The 25,504-nt window shown below is 47.9% G+C and carries 34 protein-coding genes and 2 pseudogenes; all 36 read left to right on the plus strand.

Annotated elements, in window-relative coordinates:
- The first annotated feature begins 7 nt into the window (after positions 1-7).
- Positions 8-850: a hypothetical protein gene (locus tag EZ315_RS12040; protein WP_137070943.1), complete on the plus strand. Its 843-nt coding sequence runs from the start codon at positions 8-10 to the stop codon at positions 848-850.
- A complete protein-coding gene (locus EZ315_RS12045) occupies positions 813-1,466 on the plus strand; it encodes a P-loop NTPase family protein (protein WP_170957537.1) in 654 nt (217 codons plus the stop codon). The genes EZ315_RS12040 and EZ315_RS12045 overlap by 38 nt, the downstream gene beginning before the upstream one ends.
- Positions 1,432-1,677, plus strand: coding sequence for a hypothetical protein (locus tag EZ315_RS12050; RefSeq protein ID WP_175577980.1), 246 nt, complete (start codon positions 1,432-1,434; stop codon positions 1,675-1,677). The genes EZ315_RS12045 and EZ315_RS12050 overlap by 35 nt, the downstream gene beginning before the upstream one ends.
- 51 nt (positions 1,678-1,728) lie before the next feature.
- Positions 1,729-2,328: pseudogene (locus EZ315_RS17045) on the plus strand (ParB/RepB/Spo0J family partition protein); the annotation flags it as partial.
- A gap of 1,209 nt (positions 2,329-3,537) precedes the next feature.
- Positions 3,538-3,831: pseudogene (locus EZ315_RS16690) on the plus strand (MutS N-terminal domain-containing protein); the annotation flags it as partial.
- Positions 3,832-3,909: 78 nt separating this feature from the next.
- Positions 3,910-6,555: a DNA methyltransferase gene (locus EZ315_RS12060; protein WP_135472301.1), complete on the plus strand. Its 2,646-nt coding sequence runs from the start codon at positions 3,910-3,912 to the stop codon at positions 6,553-6,555.
- A 1-nt stretch (position 6,556) separates the two neighbouring features.
- On the plus strand, positions 6,557-6,781 hold the full coding sequence (locus tag EZ315_RS12065; protein WP_135472302.1) for a hypothetical protein: 225 nt from the start codon (positions 6,557-6,559) through the stop codon (positions 6,779-6,781).
- Positions 6,782-6,872: 91 nt separating this feature from the next.
- Entirely contained in the window at positions 6,873-7,169 is a 297-nt protein-coding gene (locus EZ315_RS12070) for a hypothetical protein (protein ID WP_240740283.1), read from the plus strand.
- A 50-nt stretch (positions 7,170-7,219) separates the two neighbouring features.
- Positions 7,220-7,876, plus strand: coding sequence for a ParB/RepB/Spo0J family partition protein (locus tag EZ315_RS12075; RefSeq protein ID WP_135472303.1), 657 nt, complete (start codon positions 7,220-7,222; stop codon positions 7,874-7,876).
- Positions 7,873-8,628, plus strand: a complete 756-nt coding sequence (locus tag EZ315_RS12080; protein ID WP_135472304.1) for a GREB1-related protein — start codon at positions 7,873-7,875, stop codon at positions 8,626-8,628. Before EZ315_RS12075 ends, EZ315_RS12080 begins: the two co-directional genes overlap by 4 nt.
- Before the next feature lie 98 nt (positions 8,629-8,726).
- Positions 8,727-9,311, plus strand: coding sequence for a hypothetical protein (locus EZ315_RS12085; protein WP_135472305.1), 585 nt, complete (start codon positions 8,727-8,729; stop codon positions 9,309-9,311).
- 11 nt (positions 9,312-9,322) lie between these two features.
- Positions 9,323-10,069 (plus strand): hypothetical protein, encoded by a 747-nt coding sequence (locus EZ315_RS12090; RefSeq protein ID WP_135472306.1) that lies wholly within the window; start codon positions 9,323-9,325, stop codon positions 10,067-10,069.
- Positions 10,070-10,176: 107 nt separating this feature from the next.
- Complete coding sequence (locus EZ315_RS12095) at positions 10,177-10,560, plus strand: hypothetical protein (protein ID WP_124076596.1); 384 nt, start codon at positions 10,177-10,179, stop codon at positions 10,558-10,560.
- A 26-nt stretch (positions 10,561-10,586) separates the two neighbouring features.
- Positions 10,587-10,745 carry a hypothetical protein gene (locus tag EZ315_RS16385; RefSeq protein WP_164915760.1) on the plus strand — a complete coding sequence of 53 codons (159 nt, stop codon included), beginning with the start codon at positions 10,587-10,589 and terminating at the stop codon, positions 10,743-10,745.
- Complete coding sequence (locus tag EZ315_RS12100) at positions 10,742-11,536, plus strand: DUF3560 domain-containing protein (RefSeq protein WP_123611610.1); 795 nt, start codon at positions 10,742-10,744, stop codon at positions 11,534-11,536. The genes EZ315_RS16385 and EZ315_RS12100 overlap by 4 nt, the downstream gene beginning before the upstream one ends.
- Positions 11,526-11,864 carry a hypothetical protein gene (locus tag EZ315_RS12105; protein ID WP_123611611.1) on the plus strand — a complete coding sequence of 113 codons (339 nt, stop codon included), beginning with the start codon at positions 11,526-11,528 and terminating at the stop codon, positions 11,862-11,864. The genes EZ315_RS12100 and EZ315_RS12105 overlap by 11 nt, the downstream gene beginning before the upstream one ends.
- Before the next feature lie 4 nt (positions 11,865-11,868).
- Complete coding sequence (locus EZ315_RS12110) at positions 11,869-12,114, plus strand: hypothetical protein (RefSeq protein ID WP_123611612.1); 246 nt, start codon at positions 11,869-11,871, stop codon at positions 12,112-12,114.
- Positions 12,114-12,314 carry a hypothetical protein gene (locus EZ315_RS12115; RefSeq protein WP_123611613.1) on the plus strand — a complete coding sequence of 67 codons (201 nt, stop codon included), beginning with the start codon at positions 12,114-12,116 and terminating at the stop codon, positions 12,312-12,314. Before EZ315_RS12110 ends, EZ315_RS12115 begins: the two co-directional genes overlap by 1 nt.
- Positions 12,315-12,316: 2 nt before the next feature.
- Positions 12,317-12,496 carry a hypothetical protein gene (locus tag EZ315_RS12120; protein WP_135472307.1) on the plus strand — a complete coding sequence of 60 codons (180 nt, stop codon included), beginning with the start codon at positions 12,317-12,319 and terminating at the stop codon, positions 12,494-12,496.
- Entirely contained in the window at positions 12,489-12,707 is a 219-nt protein-coding gene (locus EZ315_RS12125) for a hypothetical protein (RefSeq protein WP_135472308.1), read from the plus strand. Before EZ315_RS12120 ends, EZ315_RS12125 begins: the two co-directional genes overlap by 8 nt.
- Complete coding sequence (locus EZ315_RS12130; protein WP_135472309.1) at positions 12,704-13,273, plus strand: hypothetical protein; 570 nt, start codon at positions 12,704-12,706, stop codon at positions 13,271-13,273. Before EZ315_RS12125 ends, EZ315_RS12130 begins: the two co-directional genes overlap by 4 nt.
- A gap of 39 nt (positions 13,274-13,312) precedes the next feature.
- The gene (locus EZ315_RS12135) at positions 13,313-13,669 is read left to right on the plus strand and encodes a GNAT family N-acetyltransferase (protein WP_135472310.1); all 357 of its coding nucleotides are present in this window, start codon (positions 13,313-13,315) and stop codon (positions 13,667-13,669) included.
- Between the two features lie 214 nt (positions 13,670-13,883).
- Entirely contained in the window at positions 13,884-14,339 is a 456-nt protein-coding gene (locus EZ315_RS12140; protein ID WP_135472311.1) for a hypothetical protein, read from the plus strand.
- Positions 14,340-14,584: 245 nt separating this feature from the next.
- A complete protein-coding gene (locus tag EZ315_RS12145; protein WP_128712283.1) occupies positions 14,585-14,809 on the plus strand; it encodes a hypothetical protein in 225 nt (74 codons plus the stop codon).
- Positions 14,809-15,051: a hypothetical protein gene (locus tag EZ315_RS12150; protein ID WP_123611621.1), complete on the plus strand. Its 243-nt coding sequence runs from the start codon at positions 14,809-14,811 to the stop codon at positions 15,049-15,051. Before EZ315_RS12145 ends, EZ315_RS12150 begins: the two co-directional genes overlap by 1 nt.
- Positions 15,052-15,375: 324 nt before the next feature.
- Entirely contained in the window at positions 15,376-15,714 is a 339-nt protein-coding gene (locus tag EZ315_RS12155; protein ID WP_123611622.1) for a DUF5053 domain-containing protein, read from the plus strand.
- Between the two features lie 129 nt (positions 15,715-15,843).
- Entirely contained in the window at positions 15,844-16,188 is a 345-nt protein-coding gene (locus tag EZ315_RS12160) for a DUF4406 domain-containing protein (RefSeq protein ID WP_123611623.1), read from the plus strand.
- Positions 16,185-16,385, plus strand: a complete 201-nt coding sequence (locus EZ315_RS12165) for a hypothetical protein (RefSeq protein WP_123611624.1) — start codon at positions 16,185-16,187, stop codon at positions 16,383-16,385. The genes EZ315_RS12160 and EZ315_RS12165 overlap by 4 nt, the downstream gene beginning before the upstream one ends.
- Before the next feature lie 3 nt (positions 16,386-16,388).
- A complete protein-coding gene (locus EZ315_RS12170) occupies positions 16,389-17,171 on the plus strand; it encodes an NAD-dependent epimerase/dehydratase family protein (RefSeq protein ID WP_123611625.1) in 783 nt (260 codons plus the stop codon).
- Positions 17,155-17,712: a phosphoribosyltransferase gene (locus EZ315_RS12175; protein WP_123611626.1), complete on the plus strand. Its 558-nt coding sequence runs from the start codon at positions 17,155-17,157 to the stop codon at positions 17,710-17,712. The genes EZ315_RS12170 and EZ315_RS12175 overlap by 17 nt, the downstream gene beginning before the upstream one ends.
- A 272-nt stretch (positions 17,713-17,984) precedes the next feature.
- The gene (locus EZ315_RS12180) at positions 17,985-18,542 is read left to right on the plus strand and encodes a terminase small subunit (RefSeq protein ID WP_135472312.1); all 558 of its coding nucleotides are present in this window, start codon (positions 17,985-17,987) and stop codon (positions 18,540-18,542) included.
- Positions 18,543-18,711: 169 nt separating this feature from the next.
- Positions 18,712-20,730, plus strand: a complete 2,019-nt coding sequence (locus EZ315_RS12185) for a PBSX family phage terminase large subunit (RefSeq protein WP_135472313.1) — start codon at positions 18,712-18,714, stop codon at positions 20,728-20,730.
- Between the two features lie 131 nt (positions 20,731-20,861).
- Positions 20,862-22,340, plus strand: a complete 1,479-nt coding sequence (locus tag EZ315_RS12190) for a phage portal protein (protein ID WP_135472314.1) — start codon at positions 20,862-20,864, stop codon at positions 22,338-22,340.
- Positions 22,294-23,322 (plus strand): HK97 family phage prohead protease, encoded by a 1,029-nt coding sequence (locus tag EZ315_RS12195; RefSeq protein WP_135472315.1) that lies wholly within the window; start codon positions 22,294-22,296, stop codon positions 23,320-23,322. Before EZ315_RS12190 ends, EZ315_RS12195 begins: the two co-directional genes overlap by 47 nt.
- 21 nt (positions 23,323-23,343) lie before the next feature.
- Positions 23,344-24,924 (plus strand): phage major capsid protein, encoded by a 1,581-nt coding sequence (locus EZ315_RS12200; protein WP_135472316.1) that lies wholly within the window; start codon positions 23,344-23,346, stop codon positions 24,922-24,924.
- A 4-nt stretch (positions 24,925-24,928) separates the two neighbouring features.
- A complete protein-coding gene (locus tag EZ315_RS12205) occupies positions 24,929-25,504 on the plus strand; it encodes a hypothetical protein (RefSeq protein WP_124076449.1) in 576 nt (191 codons plus the stop codon).

Consider the following 25,504-nt stretch of genomic DNA (forward strand, 5'->3'; position numbering starts at 1 on the left):
CATCGAAATGATTAACCGCTTTTGGCAGGAGGTTGAGATGAAGGATTTTCTTCCCTCGGAGGCTTGCGTATATTTCAGACTTCTGGATATATGCAACAGGTTAGGATGGCAAAATCCGTTCCCCCTCTCCAACTCACGGGCAGTCGCGCTGATGGCGATGAATGAAAAGACCTTTCGTGCTATCAGAGACAAGCTCGGCGGGCGCGGTTTAATCGAGTTCAGGAAAGGCAAGAAGAGGGAGAGCGCACCGATGTATTGTTTCCCGGAAAAGACTGATGATGGTTGTTGGGTTTTTCCTTGGGGGAATTTTTTGGAGGTAAAAAATACCGTTAAAACTACCGTTAACACGCCCGCTAACGCTACCGTAAACACTACCGCAAACACACCCGTTAACACGCCCGCATATAATAAAACTAAAACTAAAACAAATAAATCTCCTAACGGAGATAGTGTGGGACAGCCCCAACCGGAAATATCGTTGTTTGCAGAAGAGGAAAAGAAAGCCGGCAGGCGAAAGCCAAAAGCATCCAAAGACCCACCATCTACACCGCCGACGCTTGATGATGTCTTGCAATATTTCCTAAGCCAAGATGCAGACAAGCGTCTTGAGAATTGGGAAGAATCCGCCAGGCGGTTCTTTGACAACTTCAACGCCGTTGACTGGAGAGATAAATTCAACCGCCGGATCACAAGATGGGACAGCAGGGCTAACTCATGGATTCTTGATGATGAGAAACGGCAAAAAGAAAGGATAACCCCTAATGAAACTAAGCAAGCAGATAAACTTTCAGAACGTAGAGGCACTGAGCCAAATGCTACAAGCCGAAAGGGTTTCAAGGGAACGTTTTAGCCTTGAAATTTCCGAAAAGGATTGTGCCAACGGGCTGTATTCCGCCATGAAAGCAGAGGTTCAGTATCGTGGCGGTACATTCAATTTAGATGCTGACACTCGCTCCCATATCTTCACGGCTGCCAAATGGCTCATCAATCCGAATAGCACACCAGGTCTGTTGTTGTGCGGGTTGTGTGGCAACGGCAAGACTACCCTTGCAAGGGCTATCGCATGGCTAATAGGATACCTCTCGGAGCGTGAGTTGGGGTATTCCAACCGCAAGAGGATGCCGCTCTATACTGCAAAGAACATTTGCCGGCTATGTGCCGCAAGTGAGAAATTCAAAGAGCAGTATGATGAGTATGGGAGATTGTTCACCGAGCCTATGATGATAATTGATGACCTCGGAGAAGAGCCAAAAGAGGTCATGGTCTATGGTATGCCGCACACTCCAATCATTGACATCATCAGTGAGCGTTATGCCGCCCAACGGATGACCATAATCACGACCAACCTTGATGTTGACCAACTCAAAGGGAAATATGGAGAGCGTATCACTGACCGCTTCCGAGAAATGCTAACCTCAATCATTTTTGAAAATGACTCATACCGAACCAGTCCGAGTGATAGTTAGATGGACCACACGCGATGAAGAAGCCATTGCCGCCATTCGCAAGCATTTTAATCTGCCCAATTATACCACGCTTAACGGCTGGACACCGGCTGAAATCAAGCCGGAAGATATGGATATGTTTGAAGAATGTGCCCGACGAGGGTTCTTTGGCATTATCCGCGAAAAATGGTGTAAAAATGGTGGCCAATATATTTTTTCATCTCGTAAATAATGGCTAACTTTACAGTATAACAAACTAAAAGTCAAACCAATAAAACCAATTATGGAAATTAGAAAAATTCCACTCTCATTGGTGTCTCCATCACCGATGAACCCTCGCAAAACATTTGACGAGGATGAGTTGCAAGAGTTGGCGGACAACATCGAGAAGCAGGGGTTACTCCAGCCTATCACCGTCAGACCCATTGCAGACAAAAAACAGTTTGCCGTTGTAGATGGCAACGCCGACTTCCACCCCGAGTATGAAATCATCTGCGGAGAGCGCCGCTTCCGCGCCTTTTGCAAACTATCTGACAAGTGGCGGGAAATGGATTGTGTGGCTCCTAAGGGAGAGACATATGACCGCTTCTCTGAAATCTCTGCTATTGTGCGAGAAATGAACGATGAAGAGGCATTTGACGCGATGATAACCGAAAATCTTCAGCGCAAAGATGTTGACCCCATTGAAGAGGCTTTTGCTTTTGGTCAACTTATCCAAAAAGGCAAGACCGCTGAAGAAATAGCGGCTCGATTTGGCAAGTCTATCAGATTTGTTCAGGATCGCGTCAAACTCAACAATCTCATCCCGGAACTCATGCTTGCTGTCAGAGATGACAAAATGAGCATATCGGCGGCGATGATAATTGCCAAGCTCGATGATGAGCATCAGCGTCGTTATCATTCATCCTACTCCAACAACTCCAGCGGATTCACTAAACAGACCGCCGATAGTTTCACTAAATCTCTCTTTATGTCTATCGACGGGGCTCCCTGGTATCAGACCGATGACCAAGCCGATGAAGATTATGAGGGAGGGTGTGGTTGTAAGTGTTCGGAGTGTCAACTCAACACCGCCAATCATGGGTGCTTATTTTGGGATATGAAGACGGAAGATGCCGGGAAATGCACCAACCGGGATAAATTCTATGCCAAGCACTCTGCGTTCATCATAGATATGTTAAATCGCTTTGACCACCCGGTAATCAAGAAAGGTTCACCGCTTGAGACCGGGAGCGTTGTCATAATAGATGATGAGGAATGGTGCAGCCCAGCCACGAAAGAACTCAAGAAAGCCATCTATGAAAAGATTAGAGCGGCAGGCTTTGAGGTAATCAAGGCTAACGAGATATTTGAAGGCAAATGCCATTACACTGACAAGAGACTTGACCGTAACATCGAGATGGGATATGTCTATCAGTGTCTTAAAATCTTCACATACGACAATGTGAGCTTTGGGACACAGTGGCGGTACTTCAAGGGAAAAGGCAAGATGCTTGAGGCAAATGAGGGCAAAGATAAAACTCCGGCAACCTCCACTCAATCAGCAGAAGCGATGAAACTCATACAGCAGCGCAACCGAATAAAGGAAATCGCTGTCGAGAAAATCACAGCCGAATCCCGAGCAATGGCCGGCAATCTCGCAGAGGCAAAGCGCAAAGGAGAGTTGAGCGATGCAGAGATGTTCGCATTTCAGTGTATAATATTCTCCCTCTGCGGATCTGATATGCTGAAAAGGTACGGGCATAAAGGTTTGGGCAAGGTGTCTGAGCGTTCTTTCATCGACGTAATCAAGCAGAATCGAGCAGACTGGTCAATGTGGATAAGAGAGTTTATCCGCACGATAATTGCCAGTGCTGATATAACCCACAATGGGTTCTATCAGTATTGCGCCGGAGAAGTGCTGAAGGAATGGATGCCCAAAGAGTGGAAAGAGATGATTGACAAATATCGAGTTAAACTTGATAAAGACCTCGCCAAAAATGCTGAGAAACTGAAAGGTCTTGGTTATGGCATAGACGGCAAGTTGCTCCCTCAACCTAAAGAATCGGTTGTCAAATCGGTTGTAGATTCGACAAAGATTGAGGCAGAGACAATCGCTATCCCCAAAGGGAAGAACATACAAAAGCAATTCAAGGAGATGAAAGCCAAGCATCCCGGTACTATTCTTCTCTTCCGTGTCAATGACTTCTATGAGTGCTTTGATGAAGATGCCGAGAAAGCAGCTAAGACTCTCAAACTGACGCTTACCACCGCAAAAGGCAACAAACTTGCCGGTTTCCCTCATCATGCTCTCGACACCTATCTTCCCAAACTCATAAGAGCCGGACATAAGGTTGCAATCTGCGAGCAACTTGAAGATCCGAAAAAGAAGAGTAACAAAGGGAAATAAGAATCTCCCTTAAATCACATCATCAACTCAAACGCGGCACTACTCAATCAAACGGGTGGTGCCGCTTGCTTTACTATGGAATATCAAGAGTTTCTTAAATCCAAGATAAAAATATCCGAGGAGTTCGGCTTTACTGTCAAGATAGAGGAAATCAACCCCAAGTTGAAACCTCACAACAAACTGATGGTAAAATGGCTCGTTGAGGGTGGCAAACGTGCCTGTTTCGCATCTTTCGGATTACATAAGACTGTTACACAGTTGGAGGCGGTAAGACTTACCCTCTCTAAAGTCGGCAAAGGGAGCGGCTTGATAGTCTGTCCTCTCTCAGTCCGTCAGGAGTTCGTAGAGGACTCCAAAAACATACTCGGCTGGGAGCGCCCCCCAAAGTTCATCAGACGTGCCGAAGAGATGGATGGCGATGGTATCTACCTCACAAACTACGAAAGTATCCGAGACGGCAAGTTGGATCCAGAATTGTTTGTTGTCGCAAGTCTTGATGAGGCCTCCGTCCTCCGTGGTCTCGGCGGTTCAAAAACATTCCGGGAATTTATGAGGCTGTTCACCGGCGACGGTGGTCCCATGCAAGTGCGCCGGCAGGCAGAGCGTATCAAATTCCGCTATGTCGCCACTGCCACCCCATCACCAAACGACTATATCGAGTTGTTGGCTTATGCCGACTTTTTGGGCATCATGGATGTGTCGCAAGCCAAAACAAGGTTCTTTAAGAGGGATTCAACGCACGCTGACAATCTCACACTCCACCCACACAAGGAAGAGGAGTTCTGGTTATGGATATCCTCGTGGGCTTTGTTTGTCAGCAAACCGTCGGACATCACCGGCGACACGGCAGACGATGAGGGTTACATTCTCCCTGACCTCGACCTGCGATGGCACGAGATACCGACGGACTATTCTAAGCCGAGTGTTGACAAATACGGCAATCCTGTATTATTCGCTACCGAGGCTATGGGACTGCAACAGTCGGCAAAAGAAAAACGAGAGAGCCTCCCGGCCCGTATTGACAAGATGATGGAGTTGAGAGCCGAGGATCCCGACGCCCACCGCATCATTTGGCACGACCTTGAGGCAGAACGCCACGCCATAGAGAAAGCCATACCCTCTATAAAATCCATCTATGGCTCACAAGATTATGAGAAGAGAGAGAAAAACATCCTTGATTTCTCTTATGGCCGAGTTCAGGAGTTGGCGGCTAAACCTGTTATCGCCGGTTCCGGCTGTAACTTTCAACGCTATTGTTCCTGGGCAATATATCTCGGTATCGGCTACAAGTTCAATGATTTTATACAGTCCATTCACCGCCTGCAACGATTCCTTCAGACAAAGAAAGTCCGGGTTGACCTCATCTATACCGAGGCAGAGCGAGGAGTGCGAAAGGCTCTTGAAACAAAGTGGCAGAACCACAACAAACTCATTAATAACATGACTGAAATTATTAAGAAATACGGGCTATCTCACAAAGAGATGTCTGCACACCTCGCCCGTAAAATGGGCGTTGAACGTGTCGAGGTCTCCGGCGATGGCTACCGCATAGCCAACAATGACAATGTTCTTGAGTTGCAGGACACCGACCGCTACCCGGACAATTCAGTGGGGCTTATTGTAACCTCTATTCCGTTTGCAACCCAATACGAATACTCTCCCAATTACGCCGACTTCGGCCACTCTGAAAGCAACGAGGAGTTTTTCAAGCAGATGGATTTCCTCACGCCAAACCTCTTCCGAGTGCTCCAGCCCGGCAGGATGGCTATCATCCATGTCAAAGACCGCATCGTGCCGATGGGATTGAGCGGAATGGGTTGTCAGACGGTGTATCCGTTCCACTGCGATTGCATACGCCACTACACCAAGCACGGCTTTGCCTACATGGGGATGAAGACCATCGTAACGGATGTGGTCCGGGAAAACAATCAGACCTACCGCCTCGGCTGGACTGAACAATGCAAAGACGGCACCAAAATGGGAGTAGGTATGCCGGAGTATCTTCTCATCTTCCGAAAGCCTGCCACCGATCGCACAAATGCCTATGCCGACATTCCTGTTGTCAAAGACAAAAAGTGGTGGAATGAGCAGACCAGAAGTTGGGATAATCCCGATGGTTACAGCCGCGCCCGCTGGCAGATGGATGCACACGGCTACACACGCTCTTCAGGTGATAGGCTGATGACCCCCGAAGAGATAGCAAAGATGGACCACAAATCTATCTACCGCTTCTTCAAAAAGTATTCTCTTAATGAGGTATGGGATTACGACTATGTTGTAAGAGTGGCCGAGGAGTTGGAGTTGCACGGCAAACTCCCTACGGGATTCATGCTCTTGCAGCCCGGCAGTTGGACCGACAACGTATGGTCTGACATCGCAAGAATGAGGACACTCAACACCATTCAGTCGGTAAAAGGTAAAGAACAGCATCTTTGCCCTCTGCAATTTGACATCGTGAACCGTGTCATTGACCAGATGAGCAATCCCGGTGATATTGTTCTTGACCCATTCGGGGGACTTATGACGGTTCCCTATTGCGCGCTGCTCAAAGGTCGTAAGGGCTGGGGCATAGAACTCTCGCCGGTGTACTTCCTTGATGGTGCTCAATATTGCGCCCAAGCTTCCACAAAGAAAGAGACCCCATCACTCTTTGACTTCCTCGATGATCAGGCGGAGGATGAAGAAGAGCCTCTACCTTTTGAACTCCAAGATAAAAAGTAATATGAAACGAGAAGATGCCCAGACCGCAACGGGCTTGAGCCTGCCGGTCATTGTTTTCGTGGTGTTCCTTACCCTGCGCCTTGCCGGAGTAATCTCCTGGTCATGGTGGTGGGTAACATCGCCACTCTGGATTGTAGCCGCTCTGATAGTGGCAATCACGATTCTCTATGTAGCGGTGTTCGCTTACCGCTACCTCAAACACAAACGCAAACGCAAACGCAACTAACCTCATCTGTTATGATGACAATAATAAGACCGCCTCCCGGCAATCGCGAAAGAGATAACACCAGTCATTCACTTAACCCAATTCTTTACCAATGGCAATAACGCTGAACAAAAGTGCTATCCGATGCGAAGAGATAGCAATCGCCAGTGGTAAAATAACCTCCAACTCATCGGCTCGACCATTGCTTTATGACATATCGCGGAATTGGCGTGAGTTACTTGATGCGTCAAGTTTTCAAAGCGACAATCCCGGTCCCTGGAGCGAAAAGGAAGAGGCGGCGGCCGAGGTTATGATTTCCACTCTGACCTATCTTCAGCGCATTGGGTGCAAGAACATCGAACAGTTGCTCAAGGACACCATAGAGCGACACGCCCGGCAAAATGAGTAGGTTTCGTTAATGGCTATTCTGATGATGTAAATTGATGATGTATAATAGCAATGACCGAAAATACAATTTTAGCAATCGGCCTCTTGGATTTCAACAAGGGGCAACTCCAAGGACTCCCGAAGAATCCCCGGTTCTTTCGGGACTATCGCTATGAGGCGATGAAAAAGAGCATTGAGGAATCTCCCGAGATGCTTGAACTCCGTGAACTAATCGTCTATCCATATCCGGAGGGGCGGTACATAGTCGTTTGTGGCAATCTGCGTTTGCGTGCCTGCAAGGAACTCGGCTACAAAGAGCTTCCCTGCAAGATTCTCAACCCTGAAACCGATGTGAAGAAGTTGCGCGAATATGCCACAAAGGACAATGTGAGTTTCGGCGAGAATGATGTTGATGTGATGATCAACGAGTGGGACAAATCAGAGTTGCAGGATTGGGGAGTTGAATTTTCCCCGGAAAAGAAAACCGATGAGTTCAAAGAGCGGTTTGATTCGATCACTGATGAAACCGCAATATATCCCCTGGTCCCCAAATACGATGAGAAGCACGAGTTGTTCATCATTCAGTCAGGTAACGAGGTTGATAGCAACTGGCTCCGTGAGCGTCTTGGTATGCAGCGTATGCGCTCCTATAAGACCGGCAAAGTGAGCAAGAGCAATGTTATCGACGTTAAAGATGTTCGTGTCGCATTGGAGGGCGAAAGGAAATGAGCAATCTCAAAATCGTAATCCCCTCACACAAGCGGCACGATCGTGTTTTCGCAAAGAAACTCGTTAACAACCCCATCATCTGTGTTGCTGAAAGTCAGGCAGACCTCTACCGCCAATACAACCCCGAATGTGAGATAGTAACTCATCCCGATGATGTCATAGGGCTTATTCCCAAACGCAATTGGATGGCCCGGCACTTTGGCGATTTAATGATGCTCGACGATGATGTTCACGTTGTCAAAACCCTCTTTTGCGAGAAGGGCGAGACCGGGGTTATACGCGATCCGGACCAGATAACCCATATCATAGAATCCTTGTATGAGTTGGCGTGTCTGCTCGATGTTCATTTGTTCGGGTTCACCTCAGCCATTTCGCCGGTGATGTATAACGAATGGGGGTATTACTCCCTCTCGAAGATGATCACCGGTTGCGCCTATGGCGTGAGGTATAACAAGAATGTCTGGTGGAATGAAGAAATCCGGCTCAAAGAAGACTTTTGGATTTCATGTTACATGAAGTTCAAAGAACGCCGGATTCTTACCGACCTCCGCTACAACTTCGCCCAGAAGGGCACGTTTGTAAATGCCGGAGGGCTGGCAGCGTTCCGCAATCAGGAAGAGGAACGCCGCTCGATACTGTTCATCAAAAAGCACTTTGGGGACAGCATCAATATCAAAGGCGCAACCAACAACGGCAAAGACAAGACAAAGCAGCTCGTGGAGTATAACATCTCCTGCAAGTTCAAATTCTAACCTGCTGATTATCCGCTAAAAATGGTGTTCAATCTGATTGCTCATATCGTCATTTTTGGCTAAATTTACAGTAGTAAACAACCAAATAATAGCGAGTTATGATAATAAGAACTATAAATGGCTATGACTTCTTTGAGGTGAGCTCTGCCATGCAGAAAGCAATCCGGCGGGCTGATGCCCGAGTTGCCGGATTCTTCGCCCTGGAACTCTGGCACAGCAACTATCGGGACTATGTATGGAAACGCCTGTTTACCATCAGTGCCGAGGACTGCTACGGACTCATCACGAAAGAGATAGAGGCTCTTTGGCAGGGGCACGAGTTAGTCAACAAGAATAAGACCGAGCCGAAAGGCAGAATCTTCGTAAGCAAAGCGGTGCTCCTGCTTTGTGAGTGTCGCAAAAGCAGGGATGCCGACCACCTCCAGAACCTTGTCTATGACCGCAACGATGTGGATGTAGAGCGGTGGCTTGATGATGTCAGACATTATCCTATCCCCATACCTCCTTATACATTCGATGTTCACACCCGAAAGGGTAAGAAATACGGCAGAACGAAAGAAGAGTTTTTTCGTGAAGAATATGAGGCATTACAGCCTCGGGTGCCTGGTCTGTTCGATGACCTTGTGCCATCTCAATCAAGCAATCTTTTCAGCGGTTCGGATCAGAAGTCTGAGCCGCTTTAATTTTAATCAACATGAATCTACCACCCTTAGACAAAGAGATGTTGGCAAAGATGGGCATTGCGCCGGACGCGGTGCCCATCCGCCCGGCATTAGATTACGGCATCAAAATTCCGCCCAGGAATCCCAAACCTCCCAAAGCAATCAGCACCGCAGAGGCTAACGAGATGTTCGGAGTGTCGCTTGCAGTAAAGATGAATTTCATCCCCCAGATGCTTGTGGCCCTCGCCCTTGATTATGCCTCTCAGTTTGTGAATCATTGCCGGGATAAGCGTATCAGTGAGTTTAAGAAACACAATCGCCTTATCAAACTGTGTGTAGAAGAGCATACAGCCCGCCTTGCCAAGTCCTACGGCAACGCATTTCAGGCGTACACCAACTATGTTGAGCGGTACTTTGAATATGTCAGTGTTGACCGCTTCAAGATGTGGTGCAGCATCGGGAATGTTGTCAACCGGCAGATTCCGAAAGATAGAGACCGCGATGGTGCCACCCTCGTTGCGATTATCCATAAACTGATTGATTATGCCGAAGAGTATGACCGCAAAATGGATAAAGTGATTGCCGATAAGGTCAAAGCGCCTGTCAGTCGCAAGCAGGATGATATGCTGAAGCTCATCGTTGCGATGTGCTATGAGTTTGAGGACACATGGGGGTTCAAGTTAGAGCCGGATCCCATTGTTGATATGAACATCGGAGTGCTTGCAAATAGAGCCTCAACCCTTGCTGATTTCATCATCGGAGAGGAAAAATGTCAGTAAATGTTAAGGTGATAAAATGGTGTTCATTCTGATTGCAACATCCGCTTTTTATGGTTAACTTTACAGTATAACAAACTAAAAGTCAAACCAATAAAACCAAGATAACAATGAAAACAATCGCTGACCTCAACGCTCTTATTCCTACCCTCGTGGAACTCATTCGCAACAATGACCACGAAATCGGAGAGTCTTACTATGAGCAAGATGAAGATGGATGGGGAAGATGTGATGACTCAACCACTAACTACCTCTGCTATGAGGAAGATGGTTGGCTCATCGAAGTAACCTATGAGTGCTGTGGAGAGTGGGATAATGACCCCGGCGATTATTGGACTCCACCGAGCTGCGATCTTAGAAGAGCATGGGGCGAGGTTACTGAAATTACCGCTACCCACTACGATGAAGATATAGATGAAGAGTCTGAGTTCAGCGAAGAGGATGTAAATAAACTCTGGATTGCTCTTGATGAAGAGCTGAAAGATATAGCATAATAAGTCAAACCAATAAACCTTTTACAATGACAAAGTACGTTTTTAGAGTCTATACGACCTACGACCCCGAGGATGGCTTCAATGCCTGGGCAAGCGGGAACAGCCGCCAAGAGGCTGAGCGAGAAATCAGGAGTGAATATCATTCCATTATCCGTGTTGAACTTATCAGAACCGAGAAGAAATGACACGAAAAGAGAGACAAGAGGCCCGGGCGGAGCGTTACCGAGAGTATGCCGATAATGCCGATAAAAGAGCAACAGCCGCCTTTAATGCCAGCAGCGCCGCAGTTGAACACATTCCCCTCGGTCAGCCTATTCTCGTGGGACATCATTCAGAACGAGCCCACCGCCGCGCCCTGGAGCGTTCCAATAGCTCAATGATGCGGAGTGTTCACGAATCCGAGAAAGCGGCTTATTACCGTCAGAAAGCCGAGGCGGTTGAGAATAACGATAACATCTACATCGGCGATGATGATGCGGTAGAACGGCTCAAAAAGAAGATTGCTGAATTGACAGCCCTTCAGGAGCAGATGAAAGGAGCCAACAAGATAGTCCGCGCCAAGAGCATGAGCGATGTCGATAAGATTGATGCTCTTGTTCACCTCGGAATCTCAAGACCAAAGGCAAACAAGATGGTCGGCTCACAAATCATCTTCCCCGGCTATATGCTGACAAACAACAATGCCAAAATCAATGCCGCCAAAAAGCAACTTGCAAAAGCGGAGGCTCTGACATCAAAGGAAGATAGAGAGTACACCATTGATGACATCACAATCGAAGAGTGCTACTCTGAGAACCGTGTCCGCATCTATTTCCCCGGCAAACCCGGAGAGGAGACAAGAACAAAAATGAAGAGGGGCGGCTTCCACTGGTCAAAAACATTAGGATGTTGGCAGTGCTATATCAATCGCCGGAGCCTTGACCTCATCAAAGAGATAACAAGTCAAACCAATAAACCCGATAACAATGGGATATAAACTTCATGTAGCAGAAGAGTATCAGGTGCGTCATAACTCATCCGATGCTTTCAGCAATCGTTCCGCAGAAATCAACAGAATGCTTCACGAGAATTGCCCGGATTTAACGTGGATGGGCGAGGATGTGGAGTGCTCTGAACAGCTCAAAGTGCCACGCTCCGATTTGGCTGACCTCATCGGCAAGATTGTTGCCGATCGCGAAGATTTCGACAAGTGGCTCAAACTCTATGACATCCAAGAGTCCGTCGATGATGTTATTCGAATCATCGCGGGCTGGATTTCCAAAAGCGACCAACGTAATGATTATGTAGTTCTAACCTGGTACTAAGAAGATGACAGTAATAGAGCAACAAATGATGGATGCGGTCATATCACTCAACCGCAAAACAAAAGACGCCAACCATATTGATTGGGAGCAGCGTCGATATGAGATAGCAAAAGACATTTATACCCGTTGTCTATCGCACGAAGATGGCGACGTGAGAGCCTTCTGCAATCGAGAACTTGACATGACAGCCTCCGATTGTGTGAGAGAAGCAGATGCGCTTATCAAAGCACTACAAAAAAAGAGTGAGTGATGAATAAAGACTACGCCTATTGTGTCGGCCCCAACTACTTCGGGGGGCCGACACTCTGCGAGAATTGCAAACGGCACATACCTTTCAACACCGAAGTAAAAGAGACCTTGACATGGACAATGCCCCTTTACGATGAAAAGACCGGCACTTGCCCTCTGCATGAACCTAAAACAGTAGCGACTAACATTAACCCCAAATAAATATGGATGAAAAAGAATATAACGAGGCGTTAGAAAAGGCCAGAATCTTCTTCCTTGAGAAGTGTGGTGAAATGTCATTAGCCCATTATCGGGCATTGACATCCGCTTTCAAAATCGCGTATGAACTTGGACTCGAACACGGCAAAGTTCAGGAGCCCACAAATGGTGAGAGTAATGGCTAAATTCATCGAAGTAAAACGAGCCGAGAATCCGGAAGTGTTCCGCTTTGAGTGCGACAAAGAAGATGGCGACATACTCATCAATGTTGATCATATCGTTTCAATCATTCCCAATGGAGAAACTTGTTTGATAATGCTAAACGGGTACCCCGGAACTGTTCACGCTCAACACTCTACGGCATGGGTGATGGGATTAATTAACGGTAAGCCATGAAAAAGATAATGTTCAATGACCTATACGGACTCACTGAAGCGGTCTTGAATCGACTCAAGACAAAGACGCGCCGCATTGCTCCCGATAATACGCCGATAGGTAATTGGAGCGAGACATTGAAATATTCAAGGTTCCAGATTGGCGAAGTCGTTGCCATAGCACAAAGTTATAAGGATGCTGGCGTCAGATTTCTCCCCGAGGAGGATGACGAGTTCGGATGCTACGATTTTCCTGCCGAACAAACAAATGGATGGTCTAACAAGATGTTTGTCCGTGCCGACCTTATGCCCCACCATATCCGCATCACGAACATTCAGTTAGAGCGTTTGCAGGATATTTCCGATGAGGATTGCATCAAAGAGGGCATCTACAAAGACGAATGCAGAACGCATTTTAATGGCTACGCTTTTGAGATAATTAAAGACCAAAATGGATGTGTGATGTCAAAAACGTGGTACAATACACCCCGCAAAGCCTTTGCCGCTCTCATAGATCGAATATCCCGCAAAGGAACATGGGATAGCAACCCTTATGTGTTTGTCTATGATTTTGAATTAGTAGATTAAGAAAATCATATAAAACCGAACTAATCAAAAAATAAAACAATGATGGTACAAAAACAAGTATGGCACCGCCGGACGCGCTATCTCATAGTAACGCAAAATGCTGCCACAGTGCAGTTGGAACTATACAAAGAACCTCAAGACCCCGATGGTGTTACCGCTTTCATTTGTTGCCTATGGGTAAATGAGGAAGAGCGCAAGCACGGCCACGCCGGGAGGCTCTTAGATAGAGCAGAAGAGATTGCCGCCCGGGAGGGGCATAAGAGAGTGCATCTCGAATGGTGTTCACTCGATAGCCCTCAATGGGTACTTGAATGGTATCTCAGAAGAGGTTATGAAGAGCAAGAGTTTGGCCATAACTCATCATTGCTGGTTAAAGAACTAAATCAAATAAAATGAAAAAAAGAATCAAAGAAGTGCTTCTCATGCTAAGCCTTGCGCTAAGTGCAGCGTGGTTGGGAATCTGTATTTTCTATATGGTCAAAGACCATGAGGCATACAGTTCAACAATAGAGTATCGTGGGCATAGTTACATTTATTTCTATAATCACGGGACAAGTGCGGCAACTCACGATCCCGACTGCCCGTGCCATAAGGAAGATGTAAAAGAGCCATGAAACGCTGGACCCCGGAAGAAGAGAATGAACTGCGAGAGCTTTACGGCACAATGACCGCCGAGGCTCTCGCAGTTCGTTTCGGCACTACCTATCGGGCAATTTATCAGAAGTGCAACAAGATGGGACTGAAAAAGGATCAGCCGTGCAAAATTCATCTCACACCTCAACAAGAGTTGTGGATGAAGATACACTGGCCGCATATGTCGAATGAGATATGCGCCCTTATACTCGGTATCAGCCATCGTTCAGTTGTCCGGCAGGCGCGCCGTCTCGGATTGCAAAAGACCGAGCAATTCATGAAAGAGTGCCAGGCACACACCTCAAAAAGAGCCAAAGAGAGCCACATCAAAAATGGCACATATCCGGCAAAGGGTTATTACTCTCCCAATCTCCAAAAGGGTGAGGCATATCAATTCAAGCCGGGCCACAAAGTAATCAAAAAACCATTTTAGCATGATAGAGATAAACGGGGTCAGGTTCTATGATGAGCCGGGGAGTTGCGGTAGTTGCCCATGTCTTAAGACGGGAGCAACGCACTTCTCCCCAGGAGGGAAGCGCGGCCTCTGCATAATGTGGAATGAGATGCACCTAAGGACACGCAATATCCCGGCGAGATGTCATAAATTATCTAAGAAAGCACTCACTTATCCCGAGGGGAGTAAGCTGACGATAGTTGTAAACATATAAATAAATTGACATGGCAAGACCAAACGGAAACGGCATCATATCTCTCCACGATGATAAGGAAACTAATCACGGGTTCTTCTGCATGAAACTCGTATCATATCTCAACGAAGAGGCAGAGATGGGTACTGATGTCTACGAAGAGCTATGGCACGAGCGTTTCGCCCAAGCAAAAGCCGGGAAATGTGCCTATCGCGAAAAGTGTCCTAACTATGCCAAATCAAAACCGCCATTCTGATGAAAGGGAGAGCAAAGATAATACACCGTCAAGGGAGCGTAGATGTAGCCGTTTGCAGTGTCCCGATGGATGACGCGCCCCGGACTTACAACAACCTCGTGAAAGCGATGAAAGACCGCGCCAAAAGCGTTTGGGGAGTGAGGTTTGTAGAGACGCCGGACTCTATCACGGCAATCTGGCCACGTTCCGATCGACTGCCCGACGGATGGAGCGAGAGCGTGAAGTTTATTCCGGAGGAATAGTGATTTTTTTGAAAAAAAGTGCTCAAAAATTTGGTTATTCAACAAAAGTTGATTAACTTTGCAGTGTCAATAAGACAAAGAGATAATTAACCCGATTGTTTAACCAAAACCGATTCAAAATGAATGACGAAAAATTCAAATCAAGAATCATCGAGGTAGTCGCCCTCTTGATAAAGTTCAGAACAATGACTGACAAGAGCGACAAGCGAATCCTCCGAGACTACATCAGAGCAGTAGTTAAAGAGTTGACCTTAGTCTAAGAGACTCCCCGAAACAAAGAACCCTCCCCCGAAAGGGGGAGCGGTTCCCTTAAAAAAATAAACTATGGCAGACGAAGAATTAGTTAAAGAGATTATGGAGCGTGCTCAATCCGATGAGGGTCAGCGGTTAGCCGATGATGTCCTGGCACGTTTGAAAAATGGAGAGGTTGCCCCGGATAAAGTAGTGGTAGACCTCAAAAGAGAGGACATTTCAAAAGTGCTGAAAGTGTCCTACATTGCAGAGCGTTTCTTTGGGCGTTCCCGGTCCTGGCTGTGTCATAAACTCAATAATGACATAGTGAACGGTAAGCGAGAGGGATTTACCATAGAGGAGCGCAAGAAGCTGAAAGCCGCTCTCGATACCATAGCATACGAGATTCAAATTTTGTCGGATAATTTGTAGTTCCTTTTTTCGTCATTCATCTACATAATCCGACGCCCCGGCCCGATTGACCTACAAAGTCAGTCGGGCTTTTTTAATTCCCTCGATTTCGGGGGAATTAAAATTGTAACCAACAATCAATCACCGCCTATGAAAGCGTATATATCAATTCCCATCAGCGGGAGACCGCTCATTGATGCCAAGTGTCAAGCCGAGCGGATCAAGGCGAAACTGACCGAACATGGCCACGAGTGCATAACCCCCTTTGATGTTTGCCCGGAATCAGGCAAGCCTTATGCCTACTACATGGGCAAAGACATTGAGGCTCTGTTAGCCGAAGACATCGACGCCGTTGTGTTCGGCAATGGTTTCCACAACTCCAAAGGCTGTCGGCTGGAGCACGCTGCCGCCGAAATCTACGGCAAGCGAATAGTCTATCAGTCGTGTTTCTATTTTCTCGATCTCACAACCCTTAAACCAATTCCTATCAAATGAAGAAAAAGTATCGTATCAGGAGAACCTGCAAATGGGTTCACTCACACAACCGGCATCTGTATTGCCCAACATACTCCGTTCAGGTCCGCACATGGCCGGGACTTTGGATTGATGTAAAACAATTCAAGGATGAAGAGGATCCCGACTTTGCCCGGCGTGAGGCAGAGGAACTGTTAGACAAACTCAACGAGAAATAAGACATGAAAGTAATCATCACCGGCGGCGAGGGCTTTATTGGAAAGGCTCTCGCCGTTGCGCTTAGAAAGCGAGGCATTGAGGTGTGCAGTATCGACCGCCTCAACGGGATTGAGGCCGGTGATTTTTTCACATCCGCCGACATCTCCGGCGTTGATTGTGTTTATCATCTTGCCGCTCAGACATCCGTTTTCAACGTGAACAAGACCGACATTATCCGCGACAACATTGAGGTGTTCAAAATCGTTTGCGATGCCTGCGCCCGTCGAGGTATAAAGTTAGTCTATGCCTCATCATCGACAGCGGCCGATGGCAACACAACATCCATCTACGGCATCAGCAAGCGTTTCAACGAGGACTATGCCCGGTGTTATCATCCGAGAGCAACGGGGGTAAGGTTTCACAACGTGTACGGTCCCCGACCGCGTCAGGGTACTCTTCTTTGGCACCTGCTCAATCAGGAGCGGGTGAAACTCTACAACATGGGGCGTAACGTGCGACACTTTACCTACATTGATGACATTGTTGAAAGTCTTGTTTATGCCTATGGGTGTAACCATCAGCTCATCAATGCCGCGAATCCGGAGGAGACAACCACTCTGCATTTCGCTGAATTGGTAAAACAATATAAACCTCTTGAAATAGAAATGATTGCAGAAGAGCGTGATTTTGACCGCAAAGAGCAATCGGTCAACGAGGCGGTTTATACAGTACCTTTGCAATATACGCCTGTTGCAGACGGCATAAGGCGCATATTTGAGAGCATGGACTATGAGCAGACGCAGTAAGATAATACGCATGGATAATTGGGATGTTCCTACCTCTCGGCCTCGGCTGAAGGGTGGGAATATCCCTCTTTGTGATTTGTCGCCCCGGACTGTCCTGCACCATCTCGGCTCCCTGGTGTATTTCGCCCAGTTCAAGCGTACCAAGAGCGGAACGCCATTCAGCGAGATAAAGCACTCGGCCGATACCGCCGCTTTGTTTGCCGAGACAGCCTGCAACTTCATTCAGCGTCTTGTCAACAATACGGAAGATTGGTGTATCATCACCACGCCCCGGCGCCGTCATGCAGACGGGTTCCACTTCGCCACTGCGGTATGTGAGCGCATAGCGGACACTCTCGGCATTCCGTTCTATGCCGATGCCGTTCAGTGTATCAACCGCAACCGCTTGGATCCCGACTTTCATCTGCTCCGGCCCATTGCCGAGCGGCGGGTTATAATCTACGATGACATCATCACCACTGGCACCACACTGACAGCAACCGCCGAATTGTTGAGCGATCGTGATTTTGTTCTCAACCTCATCGGCATAAATAACCGTTAAATCCACTCTCCCGGCTATGAATTTGACCCAATCCCCACCACATTCATACAGCAAAACGGCTTTCACGGGCATATTTCGCGCCTCAAACGGGCTTTTTTGTATGATTCCTACAAAATTTTTTCGGGGCGGGTTAAAGCCAAAAGACTTTTACAAACATCTGTCAAAGTCAGTGTCAAAGTCTATTGTATCTTCTTTTGATTCTCTTTTGATTCATCTGAATGGTACAATAGGAAACAATAGAATAATTAACACCTCATCATATCATCATCACAATGGCAAAGAAAGAGAAACAGCAGCGCATAAGCCAAGAGCGACGGCTCACGGAAAAGCAAGAAAGGTTCTGTCAGTTCTATCTCGATACTGACGGCAACGCATCTGAGGCGTACCGCATGGCTTATGACACATCGAATATGCAACCGGAGACAATCTGGAGCAATGCCAGCCGACTTTTAGCAAGTAGCAAGGTTGCAACAAGGATAAACGAGATAAGAGCGGAGAGGGCAGCGCGCTCACGCATCGAGCGCGAAAAGGTCGAGCAGGTTCTCATGGATATAGTAACAGCCGACCCTAACGACCTCTATATAGTGGATGCCAAGACCGGCAGAATCAAGATGAAGACACCGAGCCAACTGCCCAAGCGTATGCGCAACGCCTTGAAGAAGATAAAGAACAACAAAGGCGTAGTCGAGTATGAGTTGAACGGGCGAGTAGAAGCCGCCCGGTTGTTAGGCTCGTGGAATGGTTGGGATGCCCCCAAAGAGGTTAATGTCAACAATACGGGCAACATGACTAATGAAATCCGCATCGGCTTCGGCGATGATCAGGATTAGAGAGATTATGTTGATAGGTTGTGTTGAGAGTTTAGCAATAATGTTGAGAGCAAACATCAATATAACATATATAGTACCGCCAAGTAGCAAAATGTAAACTTCCCCCAATAGCAAGATACCGAGAAATGTAGCAAAGTGTCAGCGATACGCCCAAAAACCGCCAAAAACAATGATTCTGAATTATAAGTTATTCAACCCACTGTTCTTCTACCTGCTGATGTTCTTGCAGAATAAGACCATCCGTAACATCATCATGTTCGGAGGGTCCTCATCCGGCAAGACATACAGCATGGCTCAGGCTATCCTCATACTGACACTATGGGAGGGAACGAATCACCTTGTAATGCGAAAGGTCGGAGCGTCAATCAAAGATACCGTCTATCAAGATTTCAAGACAGCCGCCGAGCAACTTGGAATAAGTAAGTTGTTCAAATTCTCCGATGGAGTCAAGACTATAACCTGTATTCAGAACAAAGCGAGAATCGTGTTCAAAGGTCTCGATGATGCCGAGAAAATCAAAGGTCTATCGAGTTTTAAGCGTGTCGTTCTTGATGAATGGTCAGAGTTTGACGAAGCCGACTACAAGCAGATCCGTTTGCGTCTGCGTGGTATGGAGGGACAGCAGCTCATCTATACTTTCAACCCCATCAAGGAGACCCATTGGATTAAAAAGAACGTATTTGACAAGCAGAAATGGCATGATGTCCCTATGGCTGTAAAGTTAGGCAGTCAGACAATACCAGAAGAACTTACGAGGGTCAAGTCCATAAAAATGAATGAGCCGCGTGTGATAATGCACAAGAGAACCGGCGAGATGATAGAGCACTCGCCCGATACTGTTGTTATCCAGACCACCTACCTAAATAACTTTTGGGTTGTCGGTTCGCCGGATGGAACATACGGCTACTATGATGAGCAGTGTATCGCCACATTTGAGTATGACCGCGAACATGATCCCGATTATTACAACGTGTACGCCCTGGGCGAATGGGGTGTAATCCGCACCGGTTCCGAGTTCTTCAGCTCGTTCAATCGTGGCAAGCACACCGCCGAGGTTGCATATAACCCCGAATTGCCTGTTCATCTGAGTATCGACAGCAACGTGATGCCGTATATCTCGGTTCAGTTCTGGCAAGCGTATATCGGCGATACTATCAGCATACGGCAGTTTGATGAGATATGTGCCGAGAGTCCCAACAATTCAGCACGCAAAGCCGCCAAACTCGTTGCCAATAGGCTGAGGGAGTTGAACGCAACTAAGGTTTATATACATGGGGATGCCTCCACGAAAGCAGCCAACACGATAGACGATGAGAAACGTTCATTCCTGGACCTGTTCATCGGGGTATTGCAGAAAGAGGGATTTGAGGTTGTCGATTGTGTCGGCAACAAGAATCCGAGTGTGCCCATGTCCGGCGAATTTATCAACGCCATATACGATGAGGCTCTGCCCGAACTCGGCATATTGATAGGCGAAAACTGCAAGACCTCGATAGAGGACTACATGAGCGTTCAGAAAGATGCCAATGGAGCAATCTCAAAGACCAAGATAAAGAATAAGATTACCGGGCAAACGTATGAGGAACACGGGCACCTGTCGGACTGCAAGAGGTATATTGTTGTTGACATCCTCCGAGAGCAATTCCTATTGTTCTCTAACCGTCGTAAACGCAACCTCTATGCCGTTGATGGGGCAATCCGATTCTATAACCCATCTACCGAGTGCGCCTATACCGAGAACCTGGTCTATTGTATGCCTAACATCAATGGGCGTTTTGTACTCGCAGACGGAAAGAAGTGCGGCGATAGTTGGCATATAACCGATGTGAGATTCATTGAGACCACCTCCACCGAGAATATGAAAACGGCATTGACCGAGTGCAACAGCAGCCGTGTGATACTGGAGTGTTCCAAATCCTACTACCTCATGGCAAGGGATCTCCGCGACAGCCTTACAGGTGATGTGCGTGTCGTGCATGAAAGCACCGACCTGCCCCGGCGTATTGCCGCCACCTCCGATTATGTCAAGAGCAATATCCGTTTCAATGAATCCGGCATGAATGACAATGTGGAGTATGGAGAGTTTATGACAAATCTTCTGGACTACAACAAGGATGCCAACGAGAACATAGAGAGCAGCGCCGTGTTAAGTGGATTCATTCAGGCGGTGTTAAAGTTGGGTTTGTAGTGGATGGTGGTTGTAAGTGTTTGTAATATTGAACCTTAATAGCGATTTTGTGCATTGTCTAAAATTGAGTTTTTCGGCTGTTTGGCTCAACCGAAAACAATGTAACTTATTTTTGCTCCAAAAGAGCGACAATGCAGCTAGTAAAGAAAATAAAAGGATGGTTCGCCACTGAGAAATCAGCATCAGAAGCCCCGGTTGAGAAGACAAAGCCGGAGCTGAACAACTATGATGATGAGGCGTGGCGCGTACATCTTATGAGTGAGATAGCCTCGCCGTATGTCGCCGACCGAAATTTCCTCACGCTGTTCCATACAGTCCCGGAGGTATTCTTCCCAATAGATTTCATCGCCAGGCGCATTGCCGGAGCCCACTTTGAGATTAGGTCATACAAAGATGACAGCATAATCTATTGCAACGGCCGATCGCAGAAAGCAGACCGCCTCAACGCGATATTGCAAGCTCCCAACAGCATACAAAGATGGCGTGAATTGGTGTATATGCACCATGTTTTCAAACTCGTAACGGGCAACGCCTTTATGCGTGCTGCTATGGCAGACACATTCAAGGATATGCCCAAGTGGAAATATTGCGACAACTTCTGGTCAATCCCCTCGAATTGGGTTAAGGTAGTGCCTGCCGGCACAAAGATTCCTCTTTTCGGAATAGCGAAACTTGAAGAGTTGGTTGGAGGGTATGAGTTGGCACGCTCCAATGATACCCTTATAAGGATTCCGACTTTCCAAGTATGGCACGACCGAGACGGGATGCCCCAATACCTCAACTGTACCGGTGCAGATTTCCTCAAATCAGAGAGCCGACTCAAAGCCGCCCATAGAGCAATCAGCAACCTCATCGCGGTATATGAGGCACGAAACGTCATATATGTCAAGCGTGGCGCACTCGGCTTTATCGTAGCCAAGAAAGATGGTGGCGAACTCGGCACCCAGGCAATGAAGCCAAAGGAGAAGGAAGAACTATTAGAGGAGTTGAACGGCAAATACGGGTTCGGGGATAACAAGATGCCTATCGGAGTAACAGATGTCCCCATCGAGTTTATCCGGCTCAACCAATCAATATCCGAGTTACAGCCATTTGAGGAAACATTGCTTGATGCGATCACGATTGCAGGGCTGTATGGTATTCCCGATGTGCTTGTGCCGCGTAAAGACCACTCGACATTCAGCAATCAGGCAGTAGCCGAGAAGAGTGCCTATTGTGGCACTATCATTCCGATGGCTAAACAGTTCTGCGAAGATTTGACCCTGTTCTTAGGTCTTGACAAAGAGGGCTACTACATCGACTGCAATTTCAATGATGTTGACTGCCTGCAAGTCGGATTGAAAGAATCTGAAGAGGTCAAGAAACTCGTGAACGAGCGTTGCCGGAGTCAGTTCAACGATGGTCTGATAACCTACAATGACTGGCGCGCCCAGATTCATGAAACCGCATTGGAGGGAGACATTTACAACAAGGTCAAATTTGACATGACTCCCGAAGAACTTGCCAAGATAGATACAATTATAAAATCAAATAATTCAAAACCCTCAACAGGAGAAGAAAGCAATGAACGAAACATTGAAAAGAATCCCGTATCAGACCAAAACGGCTGACGTGGATGAAAAAGGTATCGTCACCGTTGCGGTGAACGGTATAGGCATTGAGGATGCACAGCACGACATCTCAATGCCCGGCTCGTTTGTGGAAACCATAACCCACGATATGGACCGTATGCGTTGGTTCCTCAACCATGACAGCACACAACTCTTAGGAGTGCCGCTGTATGGTGAGGAGAAGTCAGACAACCTCATCGTAACCGGGCAACTCAACCTTTCCAAGCAGATCGGCCGAGATATTCTCGCCGACTACAAACTGTTTGCCGAGGCTGGCAGAACGCTTGAACACTCCATCGGTGTAAAAGCAATCCGGCGAGACAAGGAGGACCGGCGCAAGGTTCTTCAATGGAAGATGTATGAGTATTCAACCCTTACATGGATGGGAGCCAATCCCAACACCTACCTTGTAGGGCTGAAGAGTGCGACACCCTCGCAGGTTCGTGATGCTGTGGACCTTTTGAAGATGGCATTAAAGCAAAAAGGATATAGCGACGAACGACTTATGAACATCGAACAAGAACTTGATGCCTGTTTCAAGGCACTTGAGGGCAACAACATGGTTGTTTGTCCCCATTGTGGCTATCAGTTCGACTATGACAAGGCCGAACAGACCACATTCCAGCAGATAGTGTTGGGATATGCCAACCAATACACTCGATGGATAGCCGAGGATATAGTATCTGAGCAGATACACGCCCTGGAGCCATCCATTCGTGCAGAGGTGCTTTCCATCATCGACGCGGTTAAATCCACCAAGCAGGAGATTACCGAGAAGAGCGTTGCCGATTTCGCCTCATACGCACGTTGCCCCCACTGCTGGGGCAAAGTATATGCAGCCAACAATCTGCTTATGAATCCCGCGCCCGAAATCAAAGAAGAGCCCGCGCCCGCCGCTGATACATCGCAGAAAGGCACTACACCCGAAACTGTCGAGAAATCAAGCGATGATTTCTTTGAGAACCTCAACAAGTATATCTAACATTTTCAATACTTCATATATATGAGCAAGAAAGTAACAGTAGAAGACCTCGGCCTTAAATTTGACGGCATGCCCGAGGCTCAGGCTGCATTTCTCCGCAAGTGCGCCGAAATGGTCGTCAATGTAGTTAACAAGAGCAACGAGGGTCAGTTGACCGATGAGCAGTTCATGGAAAAGATGAACACCGCTCTCAAACCGTTTGCCGGAATCGACAACGAATCCATCCAGTCACTCATCAAGGAGAACTCCGAACTCCAGACGCTCACCAAGAGCCTCGGCGAGAAGATCGCGAAACTGGAAGAGAAAGGAATCAGTACCGATTTCGTTTCCAAGTTCGACGAGTCGTTCAATGAGATGTATGACTCCGAATCGTTCCAGAAGTTCGCTTTCCAGCACGGCGCATCGGCAAAGGGCTTTGTCCTCAAAGACATTTCCCTCACGCAGAACTACACCGGCGACAGCCACGTTATGCTCACCGGTCAGAGCAACGATGTAGTTACTCAGGCCCGCGACAAGCAGGCTCATATCCGCGATTATGCAGTTGTTCTCACCGGCGATCCCGAACAGACCTCAATCGCCTATCAGGAAATCTACGAAGTAGACCGCAATGCCCGCTATGTGTCGGAGAACGGTATGCTCCCCGAATCTATGGTCAAGATTCGTGAGAAGAGTGCCGAGGTGAAGCGCGCCGGTACTCACTTCCGTATCTCCAAGCGTATGCTCAAGAGCCGCGTCTACATCCGCTCGTTCATTCTCAACATGGCTGTCGAGGCTGTCCGCAACAACGAGGACTTCGGTCTGCTCTTCGGCGACGGCTCCGGCGACAACCTCAAAGGTATCACAACCTACGAGGGTGTAACACCTGTCGAGAATATCCTCAACGACAACATCGTCAGCATCCCGGCCGGCGGTATCGAATCCATCGAAGCAGTAGGCAACGGCGTTCTTATCCATCTGGAGAAGCCCTATGACCTCCTCCGCGACGGATTCAAGATTGTCGTTTCAGGTGCCGTAACAAGCACCGACCTCAACGGCACTTTCGACGTGATCCGCCAGAACGACACAACGCTCCTGCTTCGTGGTGCCAAACTCAAGGATGGTGCCACCGATGAGCAGAACAAGGCAGACGCCGCCGCGATGAAGGCAGATGTGCGCAACGGACTCTACAAGAGCATCGAGACCCCCAACAGCATGGATGCTCTTCAGGCAGCCGTCGCCGTCATGACCTATGCCCAGTTCCGCCCGACCATCCTCGCGCTGAACCCCCTTACCATCACCGCCATCTGTTGCGAGAAGGCTACCGACGGCAACCGCCTCGATGTGGTCCGCGATGCCAACGGCAACCTCCGCGTCGGCAACCTGACCGTTGTCCCCAACACCGACATCCCGATGGGGCACTACTTCCTCGGCGACTTCCGCAACGGAGCCAAGATTGTTGACTACACCACCATGACCCTTGAATGGGCCGACGACGTGAACTGCAAGCTCAAGAATCAGGTGGTTCTCATCTGCCAGGAAGAGCTCATCCTGCTCGTCGAATGTCCCTGGGCGTTCTCTTTCGGCCAAATCGCCGACCTCATCACCGCACTTGCCAAAGACTAAGCCTATGCCAGCGTATATCTTGAAAGGCGAATCTAAGGAAGTTGACAAGATACTCCGCGAAAACCGTATCCGTATCAGCCGAGGCGTGATTTCCATCACCCCGGCTGAGCCGGAAACGGCTCTCGATGAGTATAGCGTCAAAACTCTCATAGAAAGCCACAGCGCACTTGGCGAAGAGCGTGTTCAGTTAATCGCCGAAAAGAATAGGCTTGCCGAACTCGCCGGCCTTGTTGTGTCGATAGCCGTAGAGGGTGGTCAGACCATCCCCGAAGAGATTGCCGGGCGTCTTGCCGAATTCGGCATTATCGTTCCCAAAATCAGCGAAACAGCCGAAAATACGGCTGAAATCGGTGAAAATCTCACGGAAAGCGTTCCCAACACCCCGGAAAACGCTAACATAGATTCAGAACCCGCCGCGATGGATAACAAGCACATTGAGGTTGAAGATATGCAGGAGGTGAACCTCGACGCAGATGATAAAACCCCTGTAAGCGATGACACCAAAGATGTATCGGAGGATGATGCTAAGGAAGCAGCGCCCGCCAAAAAGACATCCAAGCGATCTAAAAAATCAGAGTAA

It is taken from the genome of Duncaniella freteri, assembly GCF_004766125.1.
Taxonomy (GTDB): domain Bacteria; phylum Bacteroidota; class Bacteroidia; order Bacteroidales; family Muribaculaceae; genus Duncaniella; species Duncaniella freteri.

Coding starts and splice junctions, on each gene's coding strand:
- EZ315_RS12105 (WP_123611611.1), top strand. CDS start 11,526: ATGGGATATAAACTTCATGTAGCAGAAGAGTATCAGGTGCGTCATAAC.
- EZ315_RS12090 (WP_135472306.1), top strand. CDS start 9,323: ATGAATCTACCACCCTTAGACAAAGAGATGTTGGCAAAGATGGGCATT.
- EZ315_RS12170 (WP_123611625.1), top strand. CDS start 16,389: ATGAAAGTAATCATCACCGGCGGCGAGGGCTTTATTGGAAAGGCTCTC.
- EZ315_RS12050 (WP_175577980.1), top strand. CDS start 1,432: ATGACTCATACCGAACCAGTCCGAGTGATAGTTAGATGGACCACACGC.
- EZ315_RS12205 (WP_124076449.1), top strand. CDS start 24,929: ATGCCAGCGTATATCTTGAAAGGCGAATCTAAGGAAGTTGACAAGATA.
- EZ315_RS12065 (WP_135472302.1), top strand. CDS start 6,557: ATGAAACGAGAAGATGCCCAGACCGCAACGGGCTTGAGCCTGCCGGTC.
- EZ315_RS12070 (WP_240740283.1), top strand. CDS start 6,873: ATGGCAATAACGCTGAACAAAAGTGCTATCCGATGCGAAGAGATAGCA.
- EZ315_RS12115 (WP_123611613.1), top strand. CDS start 12,114: ATGAATAAAGACTACGCCTATTGTGTCGGCCCCAACTACTTCGGGGGG.
- EZ315_RS12180 (WP_135472312.1), top strand. CDS start 17,985: ATGGCAAAGAAAGAGAAACAGCAGCGCATAAGCCAAGAGCGACGGCTC.
- EZ315_RS12120 (WP_135472307.1), top strand. CDS start 12,317: ATGGATGAAAAAGAATATAACGAGGCGTTAGAAAAGGCCAGAATCTTC.
- EZ315_RS12125 (WP_135472308.1), top strand. CDS start 12,489: ATGGCTAAATTCATCGAAGTAAAACGAGCCGAGAATCCGGAAGTGTTC.
- EZ315_RS12080 (WP_135472304.1), top strand. CDS start 7,873: ATGAGCAATCTCAAAATCGTAATCCCCTCACACAAGCGGCACGATCGT.
- EZ315_RS12175 (WP_123611626.1), top strand. CDS start 17,155: ATGAGCAGACGCAGTAAGATAATACGCATGGATAATTGGGATGTTCCT.
- EZ315_RS12150 (WP_123611621.1), top strand. CDS start 14,809: ATGAAAGGGAGAGCAAAGATAATACACCGTCAAGGGAGCGTAGATGTA.
- EZ315_RS12195 (WP_135472315.1), top strand. CDS start 22,294: ATGAACGAAACATTGAAAAGAATCCCGTATCAGACCAAAACGGCTGAC.
- EZ315_RS12100 (WP_123611610.1), top strand. CDS start 10,742: ATGACACGAAAAGAGAGACAAGAGGCCCGGGCGGAGCGTTACCGAGAG.
- EZ315_RS12145 (WP_128712283.1), top strand. CDS start 14,585: ATGGCAAGACCAAACGGAAACGGCATCATATCTCTCCACGATGATAAG.
- EZ315_RS12160 (WP_123611623.1), top strand. CDS start 15,844: ATGAAAGCGTATATATCAATTCCCATCAGCGGGAGACCGCTCATTGAT.
- EZ315_RS12085 (WP_135472305.1), top strand. CDS start 8,727: ATGATAATAAGAACTATAAATGGCTATGACTTCTTTGAGGTGAGCTCT.
- EZ315_RS12110 (WP_123611612.1), top strand. CDS start 11,869: ATGACAGTAATAGAGCAACAAATGATGGATGCGGTCATATCACTCAAC.
- EZ315_RS12060 (WP_135472301.1), top strand. CDS start 3,910: ATGGAATATCAAGAGTTTCTTAAATCCAAGATAAAAATATCCGAGGAG.
- EZ315_RS12155 (WP_123611622.1), top strand. CDS start 15,376: ATGGCAGACGAAGAATTAGTTAAAGAGATTATGGAGCGTGCTCAATCC.
- EZ315_RS16385 (WP_164915760.1), top strand. CDS start 10,587: ATGACAAAGTACGTTTTTAGAGTCTATACGACCTACGACCCCGAGGAT.
- EZ315_RS12095 (WP_124076596.1), top strand. CDS start 10,177: ATGAAAACAATCGCTGACCTCAACGCTCTTATTCCTACCCTCGTGGAA.
- EZ315_RS12165 (WP_123611624.1), top strand. CDS start 16,185: ATGAAGAAAAAGTATCGTATCAGGAGAACCTGCAAATGGGTTCACTCA.
- EZ315_RS12040 (WP_137070943.1), top strand. CDS start 8: ATGATTAACCGCTTTTGGCAGGAGGTTGAGATGAAGGATTTTCTTCCC.
- EZ315_RS12075 (WP_135472303.1), top strand. CDS start 7,220: ATGACCGAAAATACAATTTTAGCAATCGGCCTCTTGGATTTCAACAAG.
- EZ315_RS12130 (WP_135472309.1), top strand. CDS start 12,704: ATGAAAAAGATAATGTTCAATGACCTATACGGACTCACTGAAGCGGTC.
- EZ315_RS12045 (WP_170957537.1), top strand. CDS start 813: ATGCTACAAGCCGAAAGGGTTTCAAGGGAACGTTTTAGCCTTGAAATT.
- EZ315_RS12200 (WP_135472316.1), top strand. CDS start 23,344: ATGAGCAAGAAAGTAACAGTAGAAGACCTCGGCCTTAAATTTGACGGC.
- EZ315_RS12140 (WP_135472311.1), top strand. CDS start 13,884: ATGAAACGCTGGACCCCGGAAGAAGAGAATGAACTGCGAGAGCTTTAC.
- EZ315_RS12135 (WP_135472310.1), top strand. CDS start 13,313: ATGATGGTACAAAAACAAGTATGGCACCGCCGGACGCGCTATCTCATA.
- EZ315_RS12190 (WP_135472314.1), top strand. CDS start 20,862: ATGCAGCTAGTAAAGAAAATAAAAGGATGGTTCGCCACTGAGAAATCA.
- EZ315_RS12185 (WP_135472313.1), top strand. CDS start 18,712: ATGATTCTGAATTATAAGTTATTCAACCCACTGTTCTTCTACCTGCTG.